At 64.4% G+C, this 20,470-nt stretch carries 19 protein-coding genes and 1 tRNA gene; 17 read left to right on the forward strand and 3 right to left on the reverse strand.

Features of this window, described 5'->3' with window-relative positions; all coding sequences use genetic code 11:
* Nucleotides 1–40: 40 nt before the first annotated feature.
* Nucleotides 41–658, forward strand: coding sequence for a 50S ribosomal protein L25/general stress protein Ctc (locus tag HMPREF9153_RS07445; RefSeq protein ID WP_004810868.1), 618 nt, complete (start codon nt 41–43; stop codon nt 656–658).
* Nucleotides 655–1,257, forward strand: a complete 603-nt coding sequence (pth, locus tag HMPREF9153_RS07450) for an aminoacyl-tRNA hydrolase (protein ID WP_004810870.1) — start codon at nt 655–657, stop codon at nt 1,255–1,257. Before HMPREF9153_RS07445 ends, pth begins: the two co-directional genes overlap by 4 nt.
* Nucleotides 1,258–1,260: 3 nt before the next feature.
* Here the strand turns inward: pth and HMPREF9153_RS07455 are convergent, their stop codons facing one another.
* Nucleotides 1,261–2,400, reverse strand: a complete 1,140-nt coding sequence (locus HMPREF9153_RS07455) for a PrsW family intramembrane metalloprotease (RefSeq protein ID WP_004810872.1) — start codon at nt 2,398–2,400, stop codon at nt 1,261–1,263.
* Between the two features lie 26 nt (nt 2,401–2,426).
* Between HMPREF9153_RS07455 and mfd the strand changes: the two genes are divergently transcribed.
* From mfd to HMPREF9153_RS07530, 15 genes are all read left to right on the forward strand, one after another.
* Nucleotides 2,427–6,089, forward strand: a complete 3,663-nt coding sequence (mfd, locus tag HMPREF9153_RS07460) for a transcription-repair coupling factor (protein ID WP_004810874.1) — start codon at nt 2,427–2,429, stop codon at nt 6,087–6,089.
* Nucleotides 6,090–6,297: 208 nt separating this feature from the next.
* Complete coding sequence (locus HMPREF9153_RS07465; protein WP_004810877.1) at nt 6,298–7,047, forward strand: ATP-binding cassette domain-containing protein; 750 nt, start codon at nt 6,298–6,300, stop codon at nt 7,045–7,047.
* A complete protein-coding gene (locus tag HMPREF9153_RS07470; protein ID WP_004810878.1) occupies nt 7,044–8,312 on the forward strand; it encodes a DUF7224 domain-containing protein in 1,269 nt (422 codons plus the stop codon). The genes HMPREF9153_RS07465 and HMPREF9153_RS07470 overlap by 4 nt, the downstream gene beginning before the upstream one ends.
* A 30-nt stretch (nt 8,313–8,342) precedes the next feature.
* On the forward strand, nt 8,343–8,930 hold the full coding sequence (locus HMPREF9153_RS07475) for a hypothetical protein (protein WP_021108371.1): 588 nt from the start codon (nt 8,343–8,345) through the stop codon (nt 8,928–8,930).
* Between the two features lie 64 nt (nt 8,931–8,994).
* Nucleotides 8,995–9,525, forward strand: coding sequence for a hypothetical protein (locus HMPREF9153_RS07480; RefSeq protein WP_015583156.1), 531 nt, complete (start codon nt 8,995–8,997; stop codon nt 9,523–9,525).
* 5 nt (nt 9,526–9,530) lie between these two features.
* The gene (locus HMPREF9153_RS07485; protein ID WP_004810882.1) at nt 9,531–10,163 is read left to right on the forward strand and encodes a nucleoside triphosphate pyrophosphohydrolase; all 633 of its coding nucleotides are present in this window, start codon (nt 9,531–9,533) and stop codon (nt 10,161–10,163) included.
* A gap of 37 nt (nt 10,164–10,200) precedes the next feature.
* Nucleotides 10,201–10,332: a hypothetical protein gene (locus tag HMPREF9153_RS12725; protein ID WP_004810885.1), complete on the forward strand. Its 132-nt coding sequence runs from the start codon at nt 10,201–10,203 to the stop codon at nt 10,330–10,332.
* Between the two features lie 80 nt (nt 10,333–10,412).
* Nucleotides 10,413–10,961: a hypothetical protein gene (locus tag HMPREF9153_RS07490; protein WP_004810887.1), complete on the forward strand. Its 549-nt coding sequence runs from the start codon at nt 10,413–10,415 to the stop codon at nt 10,959–10,961.
* A gap of 70 nt (nt 10,962–11,031) precedes the next feature.
* On the forward strand, nt 11,032–12,312 hold the full coding sequence (gene eno, locus HMPREF9153_RS07495; protein WP_004810888.1) for a phosphopyruvate hydratase: 1,281 nt from the start codon (nt 11,032–11,034) through the stop codon (nt 12,310–12,312).
* 134 nt (nt 12,313–12,446) lie between these two features.
* Entirely contained in the window at nt 12,447–14,993 is a 2,547-nt protein-coding gene (locus HMPREF9153_RS07500) for a choice-of-anchor M domain-containing protein (RefSeq protein WP_004810891.1), read from the forward strand.
* A 593-nt stretch (nt 14,994–15,586) separates the two neighbouring features.
* Nucleotides 15,587–16,027 carry an FtsB family cell division protein gene (locus HMPREF9153_RS07510; RefSeq protein WP_004810897.1) on the forward strand — a complete coding sequence of 147 codons (441 nt, stop codon included), beginning with the start codon at nt 15,587–15,589 and terminating at the stop codon, nt 16,025–16,027.
* Nucleotides 16,028–16,034: 7 nt separating this feature from the next.
* Nucleotides 16,035–16,559: a DUF501 domain-containing protein gene (locus HMPREF9153_RS07515; protein WP_004810899.1), complete on the forward strand. Its 525-nt coding sequence runs from the start codon at nt 16,035–16,037 to the stop codon at nt 16,557–16,559.
* A gap of 12 nt (nt 16,560–16,571) precedes the next feature.
* Nucleotides 16,572–17,504: a Ppx/GppA phosphatase family protein gene (locus HMPREF9153_RS07520; RefSeq protein ID WP_004810901.1), complete on the forward strand. Its 933-nt coding sequence runs from the start codon at nt 16,572–16,574 to the stop codon at nt 17,502–17,504.
* Nucleotides 17,505–17,515: 11 nt separating this feature from the next.
* Nucleotides 17,516–17,588: transfer RNA gene (locus HMPREF9153_RS07525), tRNA-Leu, on the forward strand.
* Nucleotides 17,589–17,730: 142 nt separating this feature from the next.
* Nucleotides 17,731–18,567 carry a Bax inhibitor-1/YccA family protein gene (locus HMPREF9153_RS07530; RefSeq protein ID WP_004810904.1) on the forward strand — a complete coding sequence of 279 codons (837 nt, stop codon included), beginning with the start codon at nt 17,731–17,733 and terminating at the stop codon, nt 18,565–18,567.
* A gap of 51 nt (nt 18,568–18,618) precedes the next feature.
* On the opposite strand, the gene HMPREF9153_RS11950 is transcribed toward HMPREF9153_RS07530, so the two are convergent.
* Together HMPREF9153_RS11950 and HMPREF9153_RS07540 are read right to left on the reverse strand one after the other, a co-directional pair.
* Complete coding sequence (locus HMPREF9153_RS11950; RefSeq protein ID WP_174266666.1) at nt 18,619–19,248, reverse strand: NUDIX hydrolase; 630 nt, start codon at nt 19,246–19,248, stop codon at nt 18,619–18,621.
* 145 nt (nt 19,249–19,393) lie between these two features.
* Complete coding sequence (locus HMPREF9153_RS07540) at nt 19,394–20,323, reverse strand: hypothetical protein (RefSeq protein ID WP_004810908.1); 930 nt, start codon at nt 20,321–20,323, stop codon at nt 19,394–19,396.
* Between the last annotated feature and the right edge of the window lie 147 nt (nt 20,324–20,470).

Consider the following 20,470-nt stretch of genomic DNA (forward strand, 5'->3'; position numbering starts at 1 on the left):
TCGTCGAGCCGTTTCACGTCAACGAGAAGGAGAAACTGCCATGGCAGACATCATTCACCTCAAGGCCGAAGAGCGTACCGAGTTCGGTAAGGGCGCTGCTCGTCGCATCCGTCGTGACGACAAGGTTCCCGCCGTCATGTACGGTCGCGACCACGACCCGATCCATGTGACCCTCGAGGGCCACGCCACCCTCCTCGCGCTGCGTACCGAGAACCCGCTGCTGTCGATCGAGATTGAGGGCAAGGAGCCCGTGCTCGCCCTGCCGAAGGACGTCCAGCGTGACGTTCTCAAGGGCTTCGTCCGTCACGTCGACCTGCTGTCCGTGCGTCGTGGCGAGAAGGTTGACGTCAACGTCGCCCTGCGCATCACCGGTGAGTCGGCTCCTGGCACCATCGCCATGACCGAGTTCAACGAGATCGAGGTCGAGGCCGACCTGCTCAACATCCCGGAGCTCATCGAGATCGACGTCACCGGCCTCGAAGCCGGCACCACCATCTACCTCGGCGACGTCAAGCTCCCCGAGGGCACCACCCTCAAGGGTGACCCGGAGGCCGTCGCTGCCACCGTCGCCTTCCCGGAGACCGAGTACGCCGAGGATGAGGAGTCCGAGGGTGAGGACGCCGAGGGCGGGTCCGAGATGAAGGCCGAGGACGAGTGAGCCCTTCCTGGCTCGTGATCGGGCTCGGCAACCCGGGCCCGCGCTATGACGGCACCCGACACAACGTCGGGGTGGACGTCATCACCGAGTTGTGCCGTCGGGCCGTCGAGAAGCTCTCGTCGGCCCGTGGGCAGCGGGCTGAGCTGGCTCGCACTCGCATCGGCTCGGCTGGTCTCGGCGTCCCGGCTGCGGACGCCCAGATCGTCACCTTGATGCGCAGCCGTACCTACATGAATGAGTCGGGGATCGCCGTCCGCAAGGTCGCGGGCTTCGCAGGTATCACCCCTGATCACCTCATCGTCATCCATGACGAGATCGATCTCGACCCTGGCCGTCTACGTCTCAAGTGCGGAGGCGGGGACAACGGACACAACGGGTTGAAGTCCATTCGAGCCCATCTGCACACCGGTGACTTCATTCGGGTGCGGGTTGGTGTAGGTCGTCCTCCGGGCCGTCAGGACCCTGCCGACTGGGTACTGGCCCGCGTTCCCGCCAAGCAGCGCGCTGACATGGACGTTCAGGTGGCCATGGCCGCCGACGCCGTCGAGACGATCATCACCCACGGACTGACGGTGGCCCAGAACCGTTTCAATTCCTGACGCTCACCAGCTCGACGGAGGCTGGATCTGCGGAAACTGCGGCATGAAGGGCAGCTGGCCCAACTTGTCGGGGCGTGCCCGCAGCCATTCCGAGAGCTGATCACGTCGGCGCACCAGCTCGGGGCCTCCCTCGCCCTTGGCGATGCGGTGCTGCGCGAGTGCGGCTTCCGTGACAGCAGTGATGGTCCGTTCCTGACTGCGCTTCGCAGCCCTGCCGTGCTTGCCCGAATCAGCGAGCACGGCGCGACGCTTGCCCGGATCTGCGATCATGTCCGCCTCGGCGGGAGTCACCAGGCCGGCCTCAACCATGAGCGGAAGCTGGGAGCGCACGGCCTCGGACTCCTTGCGACGGTTACGAGTCGTCATGACGACGGTGCCGATGAACACCGGGACGAAGAGCACCACGTAGATGAGGACCATCGCCGTCAACTGGCCGTTGACGCCCAGCCCCATGGCACTTGCCACCAGAGTCGGACCGCCGTTCCACAGACCATGCATCAGGCAGGCGACGAGATAACCCAGAACGACCCTCCAGAATCCGCCCTTGTTGCGCCAGGCCCAGACGCCGACCGCCGTCGCGGTGGTGTAGAGCGGGTGGCCGAAGACACCGAACCCGGTGCGCACCAGGGCCATGACGACGATGTCTCCCGTCCCCTCAGCAGTCGCGAAATATCCCAGGTTCTCCACGAAGGCGAAGCCCAGGGCGCACACCCCGGCGTAGAAGATGTGGTCGGTAAGAGAGGTGAGCTCCAGCTTGCGCAGTCCAGTGACGAGCAGCACGAAGACCGAGGCCTTGGCGAACTCCTCGACGAGTGGCGCGACGACGGCGGCGGTGCCGAATTCGCTGGCAGGAACGGCTGCCTCGACGAGCATGGAGAAGATGACGGCTGCTGACCCTCCCCAGATCAGTGCCATCACGGTGAGACGGGCGGGTTCTGGCTCCCACTTGTCGAGCCATCGGTAGCACAGCAGGCACACGATGAGGGCTGCAGTCGACGGGATCGCGCCGACGATGAAGTATGGCGGCGATCCGGCGCCGATGACGGCCACCATGAGGAGGATGACGAACGCTCCCAGAATGGTGATGACGATCGGCAGGACTCCGCCGCGTCGAACTGGTTTGGGGGCGAGTGGGTACTGCATGGGTGGGGTGCTCACGTCGACATGCTATGGGTTGGCGAGTCAGGGAGACCAGCGCAGAACGTGACGGTCGGGTAGTCGTCGGTGCCATCACGTACCCTATTTCGGTGACTTCTGGCGGATTGACCTCCCTTCTTTCCCGCGAGCCGGTGCTCTCCCATTCCGTGGAGGACGCTCTGACCCGGCGTACCCCCACTCTCGACCTGCAGGTGGCTCCGTCTGCCCGTCCGGCCGTGGCTGCTGTGCTCAGCCAGGCGCTCACTGGTTCCGGACGGTTGCCGGTGCTGTTGGTGACGAGCACCTTCCGGGAGGCCGAGGAGTCGGTGGCCACCCTGGAGACGTGGCTCGGCCCCGATGACGTCTGTTACTACCCATCCTGGGAGACGCTGCCCCACGAGAGGTTGAGTCCCCGCACTGACACCGTTGGTCGGCGGATGGAGGTGTTGCGCCGATTGTGTGGCACAGAAGGAGAGGTGCCGCAGGTCGTCGTCGCCCCGGTGCGATCCCTGCTTCAGCCCCAGGTGGCCGGGCTGGGCCGCATCAAGCCCGTCCGTCTGGCTGTGGGGGAGGAGCACGATCTCACCGATCTGGCGGCAGAACTCGTCAATGCCGCCTACAGCCGGGTCGACATGGTGGAACGCCGAGGCGAATTCGCGGTACGCGGCGGCATCGTCGATGTCTTCCCGCCGGTGCTGGAGCACCCGGTTCGTATCGATTTCTTCGGTGACGAGATCGAGGAGATGACCTCCTTCGCGGTGGCCGATCAGCGATCCACCGACGAAACCCACCGGGAGCTCATCTGCGCTCCGTGTCGTGAGCTCACCCTCACCGACGAGGTCCGTTCCAGGGCCAGGACCCTGTTACCGGACCACCCCGAACTGGCGGACATGCTGGAACGGATCGTCGATGGTCAGGCCGTCGAAGGGATGGAAGCCCTCATGCCAGCCCTGGTCGACGAGATGGAGCTGCTCGTCGACGTCCTTCCCGAGCACGCCATGGTCGTCCTCTCGGACCCCGAGATGGTGCGCTCCCGGGCAGCGGACCTGGTCCGCACCTCCGAAGAATTCCTGGGAGCCGGGTGGGCGGCCGCCGCCGGTGGTGGTCAGGCCCCGATCGACCTGGCGGCCTCGGGATACCGCAGCCTGGCCCATGTGAGGGCCCACTGCCTCGAGCGCGGCATGGCGTGGTGGTCGATGTCCTCCTTCGCCCTGGACGCCCCTGCCACGGATGCCCTTGCCGACGACGACGTCACGACCGCCCCACGCACCGTCAACCCGCATCTGGAGGCCGTCGAGCCGTGGCGCGGAGACGTGGAGGCGGCCGTCAAGGATCTCACCACCAGACTCGGTGAGGGCTGGACGGTCGTGCTGTGCGCCGAGGGTGAGGGCATCGCCAAGCGCATGGCGGAGCTGCTCGGTGAACATCACGTCGCGGCCAAGCTGGTCGACGAGGTCGACGCCGACATCACCGAGCCAAGCGTCCAGGTCGTCCGGCTGCATCAGCGTCATGGTTTCGCCGCGGATTCCCTCAAACTGCTCGTGGCCTCCACCGGAGACCTCGCTGACTCCCAGGACCCAGCCGTCAGTGGCGAGCGGCGCATGCCCCGACGCCGTCGCAATCAGATCCAGCCGCTTGAGCTCAAGTCCGGCGACCTCGTCGTCCATGAGCAGCACGGTGTGGGCCGATACGTGGAGATGGTGCAACGCACCGTCGGTGGTGCCACCCGCGAGTACCTCGTCATCGAGTACGCCCCCTCCAAGAAGGGTCAGCCCGGCGACCGTCTCTTCGTCCCCGTCAACTCCCTGGACCAGGTGACCCGCTACGTCGGTGGTGACGCCCCGAGCCTGGACCGGATGGGTGGCGCCGACTGGCGCAAGCGCAAGTCTCGTGCCCGCAAGGCGGTCCGTGAGATCGCCGCTGAACTCATCAAGCTCTACGCTGCCCGGCAGGCCACCAAGGGCCACGCCTTCGGCCCCGACACCGCCTGGCAGCGGGAGCTGGAGGACGCCTTCGCCTACGTCGAGACCCCTGATCAGCTCACCACCATCGCCGACGTCAAGCATGACATGGAACAGGTCGTCCCGATGGACCGTCTGGTCTGTGGCGACGTCGGTTACGGCAAGACCGAGATCGCGGTGCGCGCTGCTTTCAAGGCCGTCCAGGACGGCAAACAGGTGGCCGTGCTGGTGCCAACCACCCTTTTGGTGCAGCAGCACTTCCAGACCTTCACCGAGCGCTACGCAGGGTTCCCGGTCAAGGTCGCAGCCCTGTCTCGATTCCAGACCGACGCCGAGGCCCGCGAGACCTTGGAGGGGATCAAGCGCGGCACGGTTGACGTCGTCGTCGGTACCCATCGCTTGCTGGCCAAGGAGGTTGAGTTCAAGGACCTTGGCCTGGTCATCGTCGACGAGGAACAGCGCTTCGGTGTCGAGCACAAGGAGGCCCTCAAGCGCATGAGGGTTAACGTCGACGTGCTGGCGATGAGCGCCACCCCGATCCCGCGCACCCTGGAAATGGCGGTGACCGGTATCCGTGAGATGAGCACGATCGCCACGCCGCCGGAGGAACGTCATCCGGTGCTCACCTTCGCCGGCCCCTACGACGAGGGTCAGGTGGTTGCGGCCATCCGCCGCGAGTTGGCTCGTGAGGGTCAGGTCTTCTACATCCACAACCGGGTGCAGTCCATCGAGAAGACGGCGGCCAAACTGCGCGAACTCGTCCCGGAGGCACGGATCGTCACCGCCCACGGCCAGATGAACGAGAAGCAGCTCGAGCAGATCATGGTGGACTTCTGGGAGCGTCGCGCCGATGTGCTGGTCTGCACCACCATCGTCGAGTCGGGTATCGACATCTCCACGGCCAACACCCTGCTCATCGACCGCGCGGACCGCATGGGGCTGTCCCAGCTACACCAGTTGCGCGGGCGTGTCGGCCGTTCCCGTGAGCGTGGCTATGCCTACTTCCTCTACCCGGCTGACAAGCCGCTCTCCCAGACCGCCCACGATCGCCTGGCGACAATGGCCGCCCACACCGATCTGGGGGCCGGTATGGCCATCGCCATGAAGGACCTCGAGATTCGCGGCGCCGGAAACCTGTTGGGCGGCGAGCAGTCTGGTCACATCGCTGACGTCGGATTCGATCTCTACATCCGTCTGGTGGGTGACGCCGTCGCGGAGTTCCGTGGTTACGCCAGTGCCGCCGACGAACCCGAAATGCGCATCGAACTCCCGGTTGACGCCAACCTGCCAGTCGAGTATGTCGAGACTGAGCGGCTTCGTCTAGAGATGTACAAGAGGTTGGCCGAGGTGCGCAGCGACGAGGAGGTCGACGCCATCGCCGCCGAGCTCGTCGATCGCTACGGTCCGATGCCCGAGCCGGTACTGGCCCTCCTCGGGGTGGCGCGGTTCCGCCTGCTGTGTCGTCGGGCAGGTGTCCATGAGGTGGTTCCGTCCGGCCGCAACATCCGCTTTTCCCCGGTCCATCTGCCGGAGTCGCGCGTGATGCGACTCAAGAGGCTGTATTCGGGGTCAGTGGTCAAGCAGGCGGCAGGTATCGTTATGGTTCCCAAACCGACTACCGCGCGGATCGGGGGGCAGTCTCTGACGGGTCAGGAACTGCTCAACTGGGCGGGAGAACTCGTCAGGGGGGTGTTGGAGGTGCAGGAGGCACCAACCCAAGGTGCAAAGAGTTGACAAGACGCCAAAGCGTTCGTTTTCCTTTGCGGATCGATGGTCGAATTACAGCAAGGTGTTAATGTGCAAGTATTCAGCTACTCATACGGGTTGGGGGTACAGCCTGCTGGTAAACATCACCTGACGGTGAAGGGGATTGATGGCAGCTCGGTGGTGTCGCTCCCCTCGATGGCAATCAGTTATTGATGTTTCACCAAGGCCGAATGTTATGAAACGCGGACTGTTGGAATCTGAGGTGAAGATCGAAGGAGTTTATTTTTCCTATGGTCGACACGGTAAAATTTTCCATGGTTTCGACTGTGAGTTTCATGGTGGGAAAACCGTCCTTCTGGGTCCCAACGGTGCTGGGAAGTCGACGCTGTTTCGAATCATGGCAGGAATACTTAAACCATCTGTTGGACTGGTACTCCTGCCTGATTCCCCGGGACTGGTGTCGTCCTCGTGGTCGCAGGTCGCACTCATGCCCCAGGATGTACCACCGATCCCCGGACTCCGTGTCGTTGAACAGGTGGCCTATTCCGGCTGGCTGGCGGGCCTGTCGCGTCGGGATGCGCAAAGGCGAGCCGTGGAGGTGCTGGCGGCGGTCAACCTCTCTGACAAGGCGTCCTCGCGGGTGTCGCGCCTATCAGGAGGACAGTTACGCCGTGTCGGTCTTGCCCAAGCCTTGGTGGCGAACCCGCAGGTTCTCCTGTTGGACGAGCCAACCGCAGGTCTCGACCCAGCCCAACGCCATTCCTTCCGAGAGGTCCTCAAGTCGGTGCCATCTGGAGACCAGGTCGTCGTCGTGTCAACCCACATGGTCGACGACATCGAGGACCTCTACGACCATGTGGTCGTCATGAATGAGGGCTGCGTCATCTTCACAGGAACGCCCGATGAGTTCATCAATCTTTCGGAACCGGGTCCCAACCGCGCCGAACGTTCCTACCTTGGCCTCGTCGAATCGGTGCGGACATGACTTGGTTGACGCGCATCCGGGTCTCACCAGGCATCTGGCTGGCGCCGGTCATGGCTCTCATCTCCATGGCACACTTCGACGTCCCGGCCGCCAGGGGATACGCCCTCGCATCGGCCACCCGCGACGCCTACAGTCTGCTGTTCGTTGCTGCGCTCTCTTGTGCTGCCGGTGCCTGGGAAGGTCATCGGCTCCAAACCGGTGGGGTGCTTTCCGGAGTAGCGCGTCGGTCTCGGTTCGCCATCATGGCAGCACCATGGACCTCTGCGGTGGTCGTTCCCACCGCCTTGGACGTAGTGATCTTCATCCGTGATGGGGCGTTTACCAGCATTGACGCCGTGCCCGTCATCGTGACGACCATCGCCACTGCGTGGGTGTGGGCCTTGGCCGGAATGGCGGTCGGAGTCGCTGTGCGTCCCGCGCTGTCGGTGCCACTGAGTCTCATGGTTCCGGTCTTGTGGCTCATCATGCTTCCAGCCAGCCAGACCTTGTGGCTGCGACACTTGACCGGAGGCTGGCCCTCGTGTTGCAGCGTCAACAGTACGCTGTCGTGGCGTGCCATTTTGGCGACGTGGACGGTGCTCGCCAGTGTGCTGGCGGCAAGTCTCCTCGTGCTGGGGACACGTGGTCGTGCCATGGGTCCCCGTCCTCGTATGGTCGCCGGATTGGTGGCCGTTCTGGTCACGGGTGGCCTGGTGGGTGGTGCCAGCATGGTTCGGGGGATGGGCCCCGATCCCATCGCGCCGCGAACCCATGGTTTGCGTTGTGACGTGGTGGCCGAGGCAAAGGTCTGTGTGTGGCCCGAGCACGAGGCTGCTGCCGCCAGGTTCAAGCCCGTTGTGGCCACGGTGTTTCCGGTCTGGCGTCAGGCAGGCGTTGCACTGCCCGAGGTCATCACCGAGGCGAGCCTCCCGGATTCCGCATCATCGGGTTCGCGCGATGGCCGGATCGAGTACATCTATCTTGGGCGGTCATCCCCAGCTCCGGACGACCTGCTGGGGTCCTTGACGAGTGATCTTGCCACTGCACCATGTCTGGAACGTGAGAACGTCGAGACCCCGGCGTGGGCCACGGTCGACCAAGGGCGTTACCGAGCGTGGCTGCAGTTGTCGGGTGCACGAGCCTTGGGGCTATCGGAGAAAGACGTGAGGGATGGGAGTATTCCCACAGACCAGTGGCATTGGGCGCAGGAAGTCCTCACACAGCCTGCTGCCCAGCAGGCGAAGGCGGTGAACGTTGTTGCCACTAGGCTGTCCTCGTGCCGGTGAAGGTGTCGGGGCGGTGGGCGGTGAGGTGCGATGATTTGGTGGTGTAAAAACCGCGGCGTCGCAATTGTGTTGGCGTGTTCGGTCGGTATGGCGGTCCTGGTGGTCCTCACCGGGAGGTCGATTCGTGATATTCCGGTCATCTTCGGAGGGGTCGCACTGCGGGCGCCGCTGGTGTTCTTCGGTTCCCTTGTCGTCATTGTGGCTCACGGCTGGTCAGTGGCCAGGAATCCGGTCGAGTTGGAGTTGAGATCTCGGCGTCCGGTGCGTTGGGCCGATGTTGGGCTTATGGTTGCCGCAGCCTTGCCGCTGCTGGCTACCATCGTGTGTCCCGGCCTCATCGAGGTGGGTTTGGTGATCTCGCGCAATGTCATGATCGGTATGGGACTGACCCTATTGTGTGCGCGTTTCATGTCGCGGGGGCTTGCCTCGATGCCTGCTGTGAGTATGTTCCTGATTGGAGTGCTAACGGGACGCGGATACGGCCACGAGGCGTGGTGGAACTGGGTTGTCAGCTCTGGCGCGAGTCCGGTGGGAGCGGCGTGGTTCCTCGGGGCCGTCGTCGCCGGGTCGGTTGCCACACTAACGGGTCGGGCGCGGAAGCCGAGAGTCCCGTCGTAGGATGCTGCTGACAGGCTTCTTCGCCGTGCCGAAGGCGCGGCACCGAATTCAGGAGGGTTGCCCCATGGCGTTGTCGCGTCCCATGCCGATCCGCATGGTCGCTGTCGCAGTGACCGGATTCCTCGGTATAGCAGGGTTGTCCGGGTGCGCGAGCTCCCCCAACACCGCGGCCACGGTGGGGAACACAACGGTGTCGATGAAGTCGATCGACGAGGCAGCGGATCACTGCTCGAAGTACATCAATCCCAGCACGGAGCTCACCCCTCGCCAGGTCATCTCCTCGACGGTCATTCGTGGTGCCGTCGCCCAGGAGGTCCTGGACAACAGCGGGGAGAAGCTCTCCAATGCCCAGCGTGACCAGGTCATCGCCCGCAATGGCATGACGGCACTCACCTCCGACCCGGTCTGCCATGCGATGGTCCGTGACTTCGCCGGCCTGTTCCATCTGTTCGACCGCGAGGGTGAGAAGAAGGCCATGGCCGACCTGGCCGCGGTCGAGGTCAAGACGAATCCGCGGTTGGGCACCTGGGACGCCAAGAACCTTGCGGTCCACGGGAGCTCCTCACTGTCGGACCCCTTCACCTCTCGCTCCTGATCCTGATGGCGTCGGACGACTCCCGGCCGAGGGCTGATTTCTCCGACCTCGTCGCCGTCATGGCGAGGTTGCGCGACGAGTGCCCGTGGGATCGCAGCCAGACCCATCGCTCCCTCGTGACCTATTTGGTCGAGGAGACCGGAGAGGTCGTCGATGCCATCGAGGCCGGCACTGACGACGACCTCGTCGAGGAATTGGGCGACCTATTGCTCCAAGTGGTCTTTCACGCGCGCATCGCGGAGGGGGAGGGCGTCTTCAACATTGACGAAGTCGTCGGTGGGATCGTTGCCAAACTCGTGACCCGTCATCCTTATGTCTTCTCGGACGAGGACGTCCCCGAGGACCTCGACGCCGCATGGGAGGCACGCAAGGCAGCGGCCAAGGGACGCACCTCCAGCCTCGATGGCATCGCGCACTCGCTGTCGAGCGTGGCCCGCAGCGCCAAGGTCATCTCACGGGCTCGCAGCCGGGGCGTGGACGTCGAACTGCCTGAGGAACCCATCACCGCCGAGCAGACCGGAGATGAACTCCTGACCCTCATCGCCCGTGCCCAGGCTAGCGGCGTCGACGCCGACCAAGCTCTGCGCGACCGATTGCGCAGGCTCGAGAGCGACATCCGAGACGCCGAGGGACACTGAACCATACGCGGTATTACCTGAGGGAAAATCCTTTGTGATGAGGAGAGGAGACCTCGATGGATCCGCGCAGCCTCTGCCCATCAAGGACCAGACGATCGTCGTGAGTATCGACGCCGCCCCCGAGATTACCTACACAATCGGCATCGCCAGGAAGGCCACCAAGACCTGATGGTCTCTCTACGCCGGGCCTCACGTGGTGTTGAGGTTCCACCATCACTACCGTTGACCGAGAAACGGAGGAGGTGAACGATGCGACGAACCCTGACAACGATGCTCGTCGCCGTCGTCACCATGTCTGTATTGACCGGATGCAAGGGCAGCGACAATGACCCCGCTGGTCTGACCGAGGTCTCGGACGTGCCGGAAGCTCCTGCATCTACGGTGTCCCCGATCTCCTCGGGCCGAAAACCAACTCCGGAGGAGATCAATCCGAACGCTGATGCGGCGGCAACACCGCGCAGGGGAGGTATGAACAGATACCTGCCAGGCCTGACCGGGATCGTCAGTGATCGCGTCGTCACCGGGAACACCTCCCAGGCCATCACCGTCAAGGCCGGGACTGTCACCGACTACTACTTCCTGTGCGACACCACTGACGCTCAAATCACGGTGACCGAGAACGACGACTCGGCCAAGTCCACCTCGTGCCATGAGGGCTACGCCCATCTCAGCTACGGCAAGCGGACACAGAACGAGAAGATCGACCTGCTGATCGAGGCTCCTGCCGACGTCACCTACGAATTCGTCATCACCGAAAACTCTCTGACGGCCACGGCGACAAGTGATGAGGCGCCCTGAAATACCGCTGGTTGGCAGGCTTCGATACGCTTTGGGGTGGACGCAAAGATCCTCTCTGAAAGGTTGGTCCATGGCAACCATCGAATTCATCGAAGCCCGTGAGATCCTCGACTCCCGCGGCAACCCGACCGTTGAGGTCGAGATGATCCTCGACGACGGCACCGAGGCCCGCGCTGCGGTTCCCTCCGGCGCGTCGACCGGTCAGTTCGAGGCCGTTGAGCTGCGCGACGGCGACAAGGAGCGCTACTCCGGCAAGGGCGTTCTCAAGGCTGTTGAGAACGTCAACGAGAAGATCGCCGAGGAGGTGCTCGGCTGCGACGCCAGCGAGCAGCGCATCATCGACCAGATCATGATCGAGCTCGACGGCTCTGACAACAAGGGCGAGCTGGGCGCCAACGCCATCCTCGGTGTCTCCCTGGCCGCCGCTCACGCTGCCGCTGACTCGGCTGACCTTCCTCTCTACCAATACCTGGGCGGACCGAACTCCCACGTGCTCCCCGTTCCGATGATGAACATCCTCAACGGTGGCGCTCACGCCGACTCCGACGTCGACATCCAGGAGTTCATGATCGCTCCGATCGGCGCTGAGTCCTTCAAGCAGGCTTACGAGTGGGGTGCTGCCGTCTACCACTCCCTCAAGAAGGTCCTCAAGGACAAGGGCCTGGCCACCGGCCTGGGAGACGAGGGTGGCTTCGCCCCGAACCTGCCCAGCAACGCTGCCGCTCTGGACCTCATCCTCGACGCCATCAAGGCTGCCGGCTTCGAGCCCGGCAAGGATGTCGCCCTCGCTCTCGACGTCGCTGCCTCCGAGTTCTTCGAGGACGGCAAGTACAGCTTCGAGGGTCAGGCCAAGTCCTCCGCCGAGATGATCGAGTACTACGAGGGTCTCGTCGCCAAGTACCCGCTGGTCTCCATCGAGGATCCGCTGGACGAGGAGGACTGGGACGGCTGGGCCGAGTTCACCAAGAAGCTCGGCGACAAGATCCAGATCGTCGGCGACGACCTGTTCGTCACCAACCCGAAGCGCCTCGCCAAGGGCATCGAGACCAAGGCCGCCAACGCCCTGCTCGTCAAGGTCAACCAGATCGGCTCCCTCTCGGAGACCATCGACGCCGTCGAGCTGGCCCACCGTAACGGCTACCGCTGCATGATGTCGCACCGTTCCGGTGAGACCGAGGACACCACCATCGCCGATCTTGCCGTCGCTCTGTCGACCGGCCAGATCAAGTCCGGTGCCCCGGCCCGCGGCGAGCGCATCGCCAAGTACAACCAGTTGCTGCGCATCGAGGAGGAGCTGGGCGACTCCGCTGAGTACGCCGGCGCTTCTGCCTTCCCGCGTTTCAACGCCTGAGATCGACTGACGACGGCTCGGCCCGGCTCCCACGGGGCCGGGCCGAGCCATGTCCTTGATCGGGCCAGCCGCCGAAGATGCAAACGAGAATCATTCTAGGGTATCCTGTACGGGCTCACTAGGAAGGAGCTCTGATGCACCCCACTCGCACCCTCGGAGCGCTGTCGGCGGCCTTGGCCGCTGCGGTCCTCTTCGCCGGGGCACCGGCCGGCCATGCCGGACCCGACGACGGCAAGGTTGTCACGACCGAAGCCCACGTCGACGCCCCCAAGACGTACTGGGAGGACGGCCATTTCGTCCTCAAGAACGAAGCGCACATGACGGCGGTCCCGCTCGACGGCACTGTCAACTGGATCGGCCGTGGCTACAGCACCCTGTTGCGTCCCGAGCAGAAGTTCATGTTCACCGTTCCCGATGACCCGGCCTTCGCGCCCCTGTCCGACCATGGCCGACGCTGGTACGCAGCCCCTCACATCGCCGGTGACCACAACACCCCGATCTGGGCCGGATTCGGCGCTGACGACAAGATTCCGGCCGACACCTTCCGTGACGGGTCCTTCTCGCTCGATGTCGTCGGGTTCTCCGGGCCCGGACGGATGGAGGCCTTCAACGCTTGGGACCACTCGCTGAATCGCCTGCTGTCGAGCCACGACCCCAGCTACCGGTCCTCATACCTCACGCCTGGCAACCACACGCACAACGTCACCGCCTTCACCAAGCCCGGTCGCTACGTCGTCGACTACCGGACGACCGCTCGGGGCAAGGACGGACGTCTCATCGCCTCGAAGACCTCGACCCTGGTGTGGCAGGTCGGCGGTACTCGCCCGGCCGACAAGGCGACGACGCCGCTCGAGGACCGCTTCGCCGCAGCGCACTCGGGCAAGCCGAGCACTCCGTACACCTTCACCATGAAGTCGCACACCGGCCGTGACAAGCCCGCCGACGACCAGCTCACCGACCTCGTCTTTGACGCCGGCGACACTGCAGCCGAGGGCACGGTGACCTTCTTCATCGACGGGTTCCATCTGGCCGAGGTGCCGGTCCACGGAGGACGTGCCACCTGGAGCGAGATGATCGGTTCGGGAACCTCCAAGTTCCAGACGGTCTTCGTGCCGGCCGCAGGGTCCACTGCTCCGCGGTGGGCTTCCAGCCAGCTCGCCTACCAGTTTGGTCAGAAATCCGCCTCGACGACGTCGGCCACGGGCCTGGATACTCTGCCGACGCCACACTCCCAGGATCCGGCGCCAGCCTTCGACCTCAAGGAGTACATGCCGACCAAGGCGGTGAAGTGGAGTGTCGACGTCACTCCCGGCAAGCCCGACGAGGACAGCGACAAGCCCTTCGTCACCAAAATCAAGCTCTCCGACCCTCGGTACCGGGCGAACATCGACGGCGGCTATTACGATGCGCCGGACGCGAAGTACTCGACCTGTCAGGTGTACGGGGTGACCGACGAGCACGGCGAGTTGACGGTCTCGAACGATGGTGACGTCTGTGGCGGTTACTACCTCAAGCTCAAGATCGCTCCCCACGCCCTTGTCAAGGCCCCCGGAGGATCGATCGACGTCACCGTGCCGTTGCCGAAGGATTCGTTGACCCTGCATCGCAACGGTGAGCTCCCCATGAGTGATGCGGGGGCGACCGCGACTCCCACCGCGACTCCCACGTCGGCCCCGACCGTGACCCCGACTCCGAGCCTCACCCCGACTCCGACACCCTCTGCGTCCACTTCTGCGTCCTCCTCGGTGCTCACCGCGCCGGTCCTGCTCGAGCATGGGCACGTCGACCTCAAGGCGACCTTTGACGGCGGTCGGCTCGGGGCGGTCGTGGGTGACGACACCCTCAGCCACGCCAAGCAGTCGGTGGACCGGTCCATCGGTTCGGTCGCCCTGGCGGTGCCCGACTCGGCTCGTCGACGCCGTCCGACGGCCGGGTTCATGGCCGACCCGCGGTTCGACTTCCTCGGCAAGAAGGGCGGCCTCGTCCACATGCTGCCGCAGGTCAATGACAACGTCCACGTGTGGCCCGGGTGGTCGACGAACGCCTTGGCCGGCACCGGGGCGGGACCGGCGACCCTCAAGCTCGAGCCTGCCGTGCTTCCGGCCGGGGGTGCCTACGACGTCTTCACGGCCGATTCGCTGACCGGAAGTCTTGACCACCTCATCGATTCGCGGCACGGTCGAGTGTCCATGACGATCCCGGAACCGACCCACGCGCACGCCTCATGGGCGTTCAGCAAGCCGGGTGCCTACCTGCTCAAGGCGAGCTACACCAGCCGTGTGGGAGGCCACGAGGTCTCCAGTCGGCCCGAGTGCCTCACCTTCCTCGTGGGTGACGAGGCCATCGCCGCCCACCGCGCTGGTCGGACGCCGTCGTGCCCGGCGACCACCTCGCCTGGGCCGAGCGCCTCGAGTCCGGTCGCACCTGGACCGAGCACGTCCAGCTCGGTCTCGCCTGGGCCGAGTGTGTCGAGTCCGGTCGCGCCTGGGCCGAGCGCGTCCAGTCCGGTCTCGCCCTCGGCTCCGTCCGTGACGGCCACGCATCCGGCCCCTGTGTCGTCTGCGACGCACTCTTCGGTTCCTGCGTCGTCCGTGACGGCGGCCGACCGGCCGATGGCCCCGACGAGTGCGCACCGTGTGACTCACGGCATGCGTCTCGCACTTCCCCGCACTGGGGTCTGAGAGAACGCCGCACCTGTCGCAGCGGACCGCCCCCGCCCCGTGAGGACACCTCTTCGGGGTGGGGGGCGGTTGGTTGTCGCCCGTATCGGCTGGTGTGCGTCATGATGGAGGCGATGGCGGGCCTTCCTGGCTCCCGGTATCCGACCCCGAAGCACAGGGGCGGGTGCGCAGGAGCGCGACGTCGAACCCCCCTCGTGGCGCAGCGCATCGCCAAGTACGACCAGTTGCTGCGCATCGATGAGGAGCTGGGTGACCCTGCCGAGTCCGCCGGTGCTACTGCCTTCCCGTGTTTTAGGCCTGATTGACGTCACAAGGTGCTGATCCCGGCACCTGACATGACACGACCGCCCGGTGTTTCCGGGGCGGTCGTGTCATGATGGACCACGATGGCCAGCACACCGAGCAACCGAAATCGCCCGTCCGGACGGTCCCAGCGACCGGACGGAGGACGGACGCGCTCATCCTCCCCGAATCGTTCCGGCACGAGGAACCGCGGTAACTATGAGCGCACAACTCGTACGGAGCCGCCGCGAAACCACGCTCCCAAGCACGAAGAGCCTCGTCGATTCGGCCTGACGCTGCGGGCAGTCGTCATGGGAGCTGCGGTCCTGCTGGTGCTCGTCATGATCACGCCCAGTTTGGGTATTTACTTCTCCCAGCGCTCCCAGATCTCCCGCATCCAGGACGACGAGGCCGAAGCGCGTTCCTCCATCTCGACCCTCCAGGACGAGGTCAGGAGGTGGCATGATCCCGACTATGTACGCGCACAGGCGAGAGCCCAACTCGGTTGGGTGATGCCGGGAGAGACCGGCTACCAGGTCATCGCGGAGAACGGCAAGGTCATCGGATCGACGACCTCACTGGATGAGAAGGACCCCGCGACCGAGGCCAGCGCTGACGTCCACTGGTGGAGGCAAGCCGCCGAATCGATCCAGGACGTTGACCATCCCGCACCGCCCACGGCCACCCTGAGAGCGATGATCACACCTACTCCCTCGGCGAAGTCGTCCTCCCCGAGCCCCTCCCATCGATGAGGTGACCATGCTTGAAGAATTCACCGAGGACGACCGTCAGGCCGTCCGGGACCAGCTTGGTCGCGAGCCACGAGGCGTCGCTGGCGTGGCCTGGCGATGTGGCTGCGGGAAGCCCGCGGTCATTGCGACCGAGCCCAGGCTGCCCAATGGCACTCCCTTCCCGACGACCTACTACCTGACTTGCCCGCGTGCAGCCTCCCTCATCGGCACCCTCGAGTCCTCCGGGCTGATGACCCAGATGACCGAACGACTTGGTGAGGACGAGGGACTCGCCGAGCAGTACCGACGCGCCCACCAGGCCTACCTCGCCGACCGCACTCGGATTGGCGAGGTGGCCGGTCTGGACCCCGTCCCCGAGATCGATGGGGTCTCCGCCGGCGGCATGCCGACCCGCGTCAAGTGCCTTCATGCCCTGGCTGGACACGCCCTGGCTGCCGGCCCAGGCGTCAACCCTTTTGGTGACGAAGTCGTCGAGGAGCTGGGGGAGTTCTGGTGCAACCCATGCTCGCCCGAACACCACGACCCGGAGTGACAGGAGGACGACATGACTGGTGATCGCACCGTCGCAGCCATTGACTGCGGGACGAATTCCATCCGCCTACTGATTGCCTCGGCCGGCCCCGACGGACATCTCGTCGAGCAGGCCAGGGATTTGGAGCTGGTCAGACTCGGCCAGGGGGTCGACACCACCGGAGCCTTCCATCCTGACGCCCTGGAACGCACGTTCACGGCTTGCCGAACCTTCGCCCGGGCCATCACCGAACACCACTGCGACGACGTTCGCTTCGTCGCGACCTCGGCCGCCCGCGACGTCTCCAACCGGGATGAGTTCTTCGCCGGGGTACGCAAGGCCCTTGGTGTCGACGCGGAGGTTATCGCGGGCAGCGAGGAGGCAGGTCTGTCCTTCGCCGGCGCGATGTCGGGGATCGAGGTGAGTGAGGAGCCCGTCCTCGTCATCGACTGTGGCGGCGGCTCCACAGAGCTGGTGCTGGGCCGTGAAACCAAGATCGACTCCCAGGTGAGCCTCAACATCGGCTCCGTGCGGCTGCGAGAACGCTTCCTGCATGACGATCCGCCCACCGCCGAACAAATCGACGAGGCACGCACCTACGTCCGGGAGATGCTCACTGAATGCCCTGTCGACATGGCCACCGCACACACCGTCGTCGGGGTCGCCGGAACGGTCACGAGTCTTTCGGCGATCAATCAGGGGCTGACGGAGTACGACCGAGCCAAGGTTCACCGTTCGGTGTTGACAGCAGACCAGGTGGCAGGCCTGGCAGACACACTGCTTGCGTCGACGGTCGACGAGGTTGAGCAGATGGGGCCATTGAGGCGACGCCGTGCCGAGGTTCTCTGCGGCGGTGCTCTCATCATCGACGAGGTGTGTCATCGGACGACGGCGGGGGAACTCGTCGTCTCGGAGACCGATATCCTTGACGGCATGGCGCTGGCGATGCTGGCGCAGGGGAGGTGACCTTCTCCCTGGCCCCCGTAGCCCAACGGCAGAGGCAGACGGCTTAAACCCGTCCCAGTGCGGGTTCGAATCCCGTCGGGGGTACCCGAAGATGCACCAGCTATGCGGTGTGTACGACCCCAGTCGTCGGGGTGGTCCGAATGTCGTCCCGCAGTACGGGGAAGGTTTCACGTCCTCGCGGCGTTGTTTACAGTAGAGGTCACCACGATTTTCACAGGAGGATCCCATGGCCAACCCGGTCTTCAGCCGAGCTGAGGCTTTCCAGCCGCATGGCAATCCCTATGGTCAGCCAGCCTACCCTGGCCAGGGCTACGGGCCGCAGTATGGCATGTCTGGACAGCCCGGTGCCGAGTGGGGGGCTCTGTCGCACGACGACATGCACGAGCAGCGCACTGAGCGTGCGATGACCTTTGACGACGTCTTGGGTCGCACCGGCTTGGTACTGCTTATCATCGCTGCCATCGGTGCCGTGAGCTTCACCTTGATCGGGCCGAACGTCATGGCCAGTGGTGCTGCCCTGTTGGTGGGCTCAATCGCCGCATTTATCACGGCCATGATCGTGAGTACTCGCCGCAAGGTCCCCGTCGGGGGCGTTATCTTCTACTGTCTGTGCGAAGGCCTTGTCCTGGGTACCATGTCGGCCATTTTCGAAGCCATGTACCCGGGAATCGTCGTGCAGGCCGTCCTGGGCACCTTTGCCGCCGCTGGCGTGACCCTGGGCGCCTACAAGTTCTTCAACATCCAGGTGACGCCGCGATTCCGTCAGATCGTCATCATCTCGACCTTCGGCTTTGCCATCGCGATGCTCATCAACATCGTGCTGATGCTCTTTGGGATCCATCTCGGGCTGGCCAGCTTCGGCCCCATCGGCATTCTGTGCTCCGCCGTGGGCGTTGTGTTGGCTGCCATGAACCTCGTGGTGGATTTCGACTACGCCGAGCAGGGGGTGCGCAACCAGGCTCCCGTGTCCGAGTCTTGGCGAGCTGCCTTCGGCATCGCCGTGACGATGGTGTGGCTCTACACCGAGATTCTGCGGATCCTCAGCTACTTCCGTTCTGAGTGACGTGAACGTCAGAAGGGGTCCGGTCATGATGACCGGACCCCTTCGTCATGCTCAGGTACTGGGGACGTCGCGCAGATGGGTCTCGAGGCACATCCGGGTGGCTGCTCCCCAGGACAGTCGACGCCATCGCCACAGAGGAATCCATTGGGCCGACTGGGTGGTGCCGCCGACGTCGATGACATAGGGATCAGTCGGGTCCTCACTCGTTGCCGAGTAGATGATCCGCAGTGCGTGGAAGTCTTCCAACACCCCGGAGGGAGACCGCCCAATCCAGTGGTCGGACTGCAAGTCGATGATTCGGTTGAGGCGGACTCGCTGGCCGGACTCCTCCATGACCTCACGGGTAACAGCTTGGGCGGGGGACTCCCCAGGTTCCAGACCACCGCCGGGCAGGGCCCACAGACCTGGGACGGCGGTACGGGGAGAGCACTCGGTGCCCAGCAATCCTCGACGTGACCGCACGACGGCGTAGGCGGCAATGCGTTGGTACGGACGAACCGATTCGCCGGCCTGGCGATCATCAGACAAATCAGGTACGCCGTCGCGGGTGCGGGGCGGCTGGGACGTGGACGTCCTGGGCCCGACATGGGCCGTGACGACAATCTCGTCGTCCACTCGATCAGCGGACAAGTACTCCATGATGACGAGGCCGTGATGCCACAGTTCAACGTGTGGATTCATACCGTGACGGACGCGGAAGGCATGGGTCTGCCCACTGCCTGGCGTTCCGACTGCGGTGATGAGCACACTTTCATTCAACCACCTTGGCCCTAGGAAGCGGTCCAGCTCCGTGATGAGCTGAATCACACAGGGGATTTCGAGGGGGTCACCTGATCTTGTCTGTGACGTCGACGCCGTTGGTGTCAAAGGCGGTCGAGACGCCATTGACGCTGATGTGCATGACGGGGGTGTCGAGCTTCTTGTCCGAGGAGATGGTCCATGCCATGTCCGACGGCTTCTCCCCGGTTCCGACTGCTGCCAGCCCCATGACGTCGACGATGGTATCCGGTTCGAGGAGTGCGGGGGAGAAGGTCGCGGTGACATCCCCCTTGCGCTGGACAGCCCATGCCGGCATGTCGGCAGACCGAGTACGACGCATGACGATGCCAGACGTGGCGGTGGGGGTGTCGACCATGACTCCCTTGCCGGGCTGGTAACTGATCTGACCGACCTCCTTGGCCCCGGAGACGGCGTCGGTCAAGGCTTCGGTCATACCGGTGGGAGTGGCGAAATCGATGTGGTTGACGACTGATCCGTCGCGTCGGAAGAAGACCGTCCGGCTCTCGGGCTTGGTCGAGACTGTCATCAGGACAGTGCCTTCGTTGTACTCGACGATCTGCAAGTTCTGGTTCATGTGAGATCCGGAGATCTCAGCTGCCTTGCGCAGGATCATCGGCATCTTCTCGACGGCGAAGTTGTCAGGGTGGAAGGGCCGCGACGCCGTCTGCGTGCTCTGGGTCGCGGAGGAATCGATCTTCCCGTTCTGCCAGGTCCACACCGTGGGAGAACCGCCAGCCTGGACAGTGATGCTCAGGGCCGTCTTGGTGATGTCCACCTTGGTGACAGGACCATTGTCCGAGGCCGCTACCAGCTCGTCCATGATCGCTCGGGTGTGGATGCCGTCGAGGGGAGATGTCGACGGAGTGACCTTTGAGGAGGGGACGAGAGCAGTACGGCTGGGTTCGTCAGAGGGGGTGGTGGGGGACGACGAGTTACATGCTGCACACAGACATAGGGCAATCCCGCTGACGACCACGCCGGCAACTCGGCGGATCCCTTTGACTCGAAACGTCACGAGTCGAGTCTATGAGTAGGGGAATAGGGGCTGACGACTACCTTCCGTGGCGACGCAGCTGGAGGTGCGCCTGTCTCGATTTGCGTGGTGGGTGTTGTTGTGGCAGAG

It is taken from the genome of Cutibacterium avidum ATCC 25577, from assembly GCF_000227295.1.
GTDB lineage: Bacteria > Actinomycetota > Actinomycetes > Propionibacteriales > Propionibacteriaceae > Cutibacterium > Cutibacterium avidum.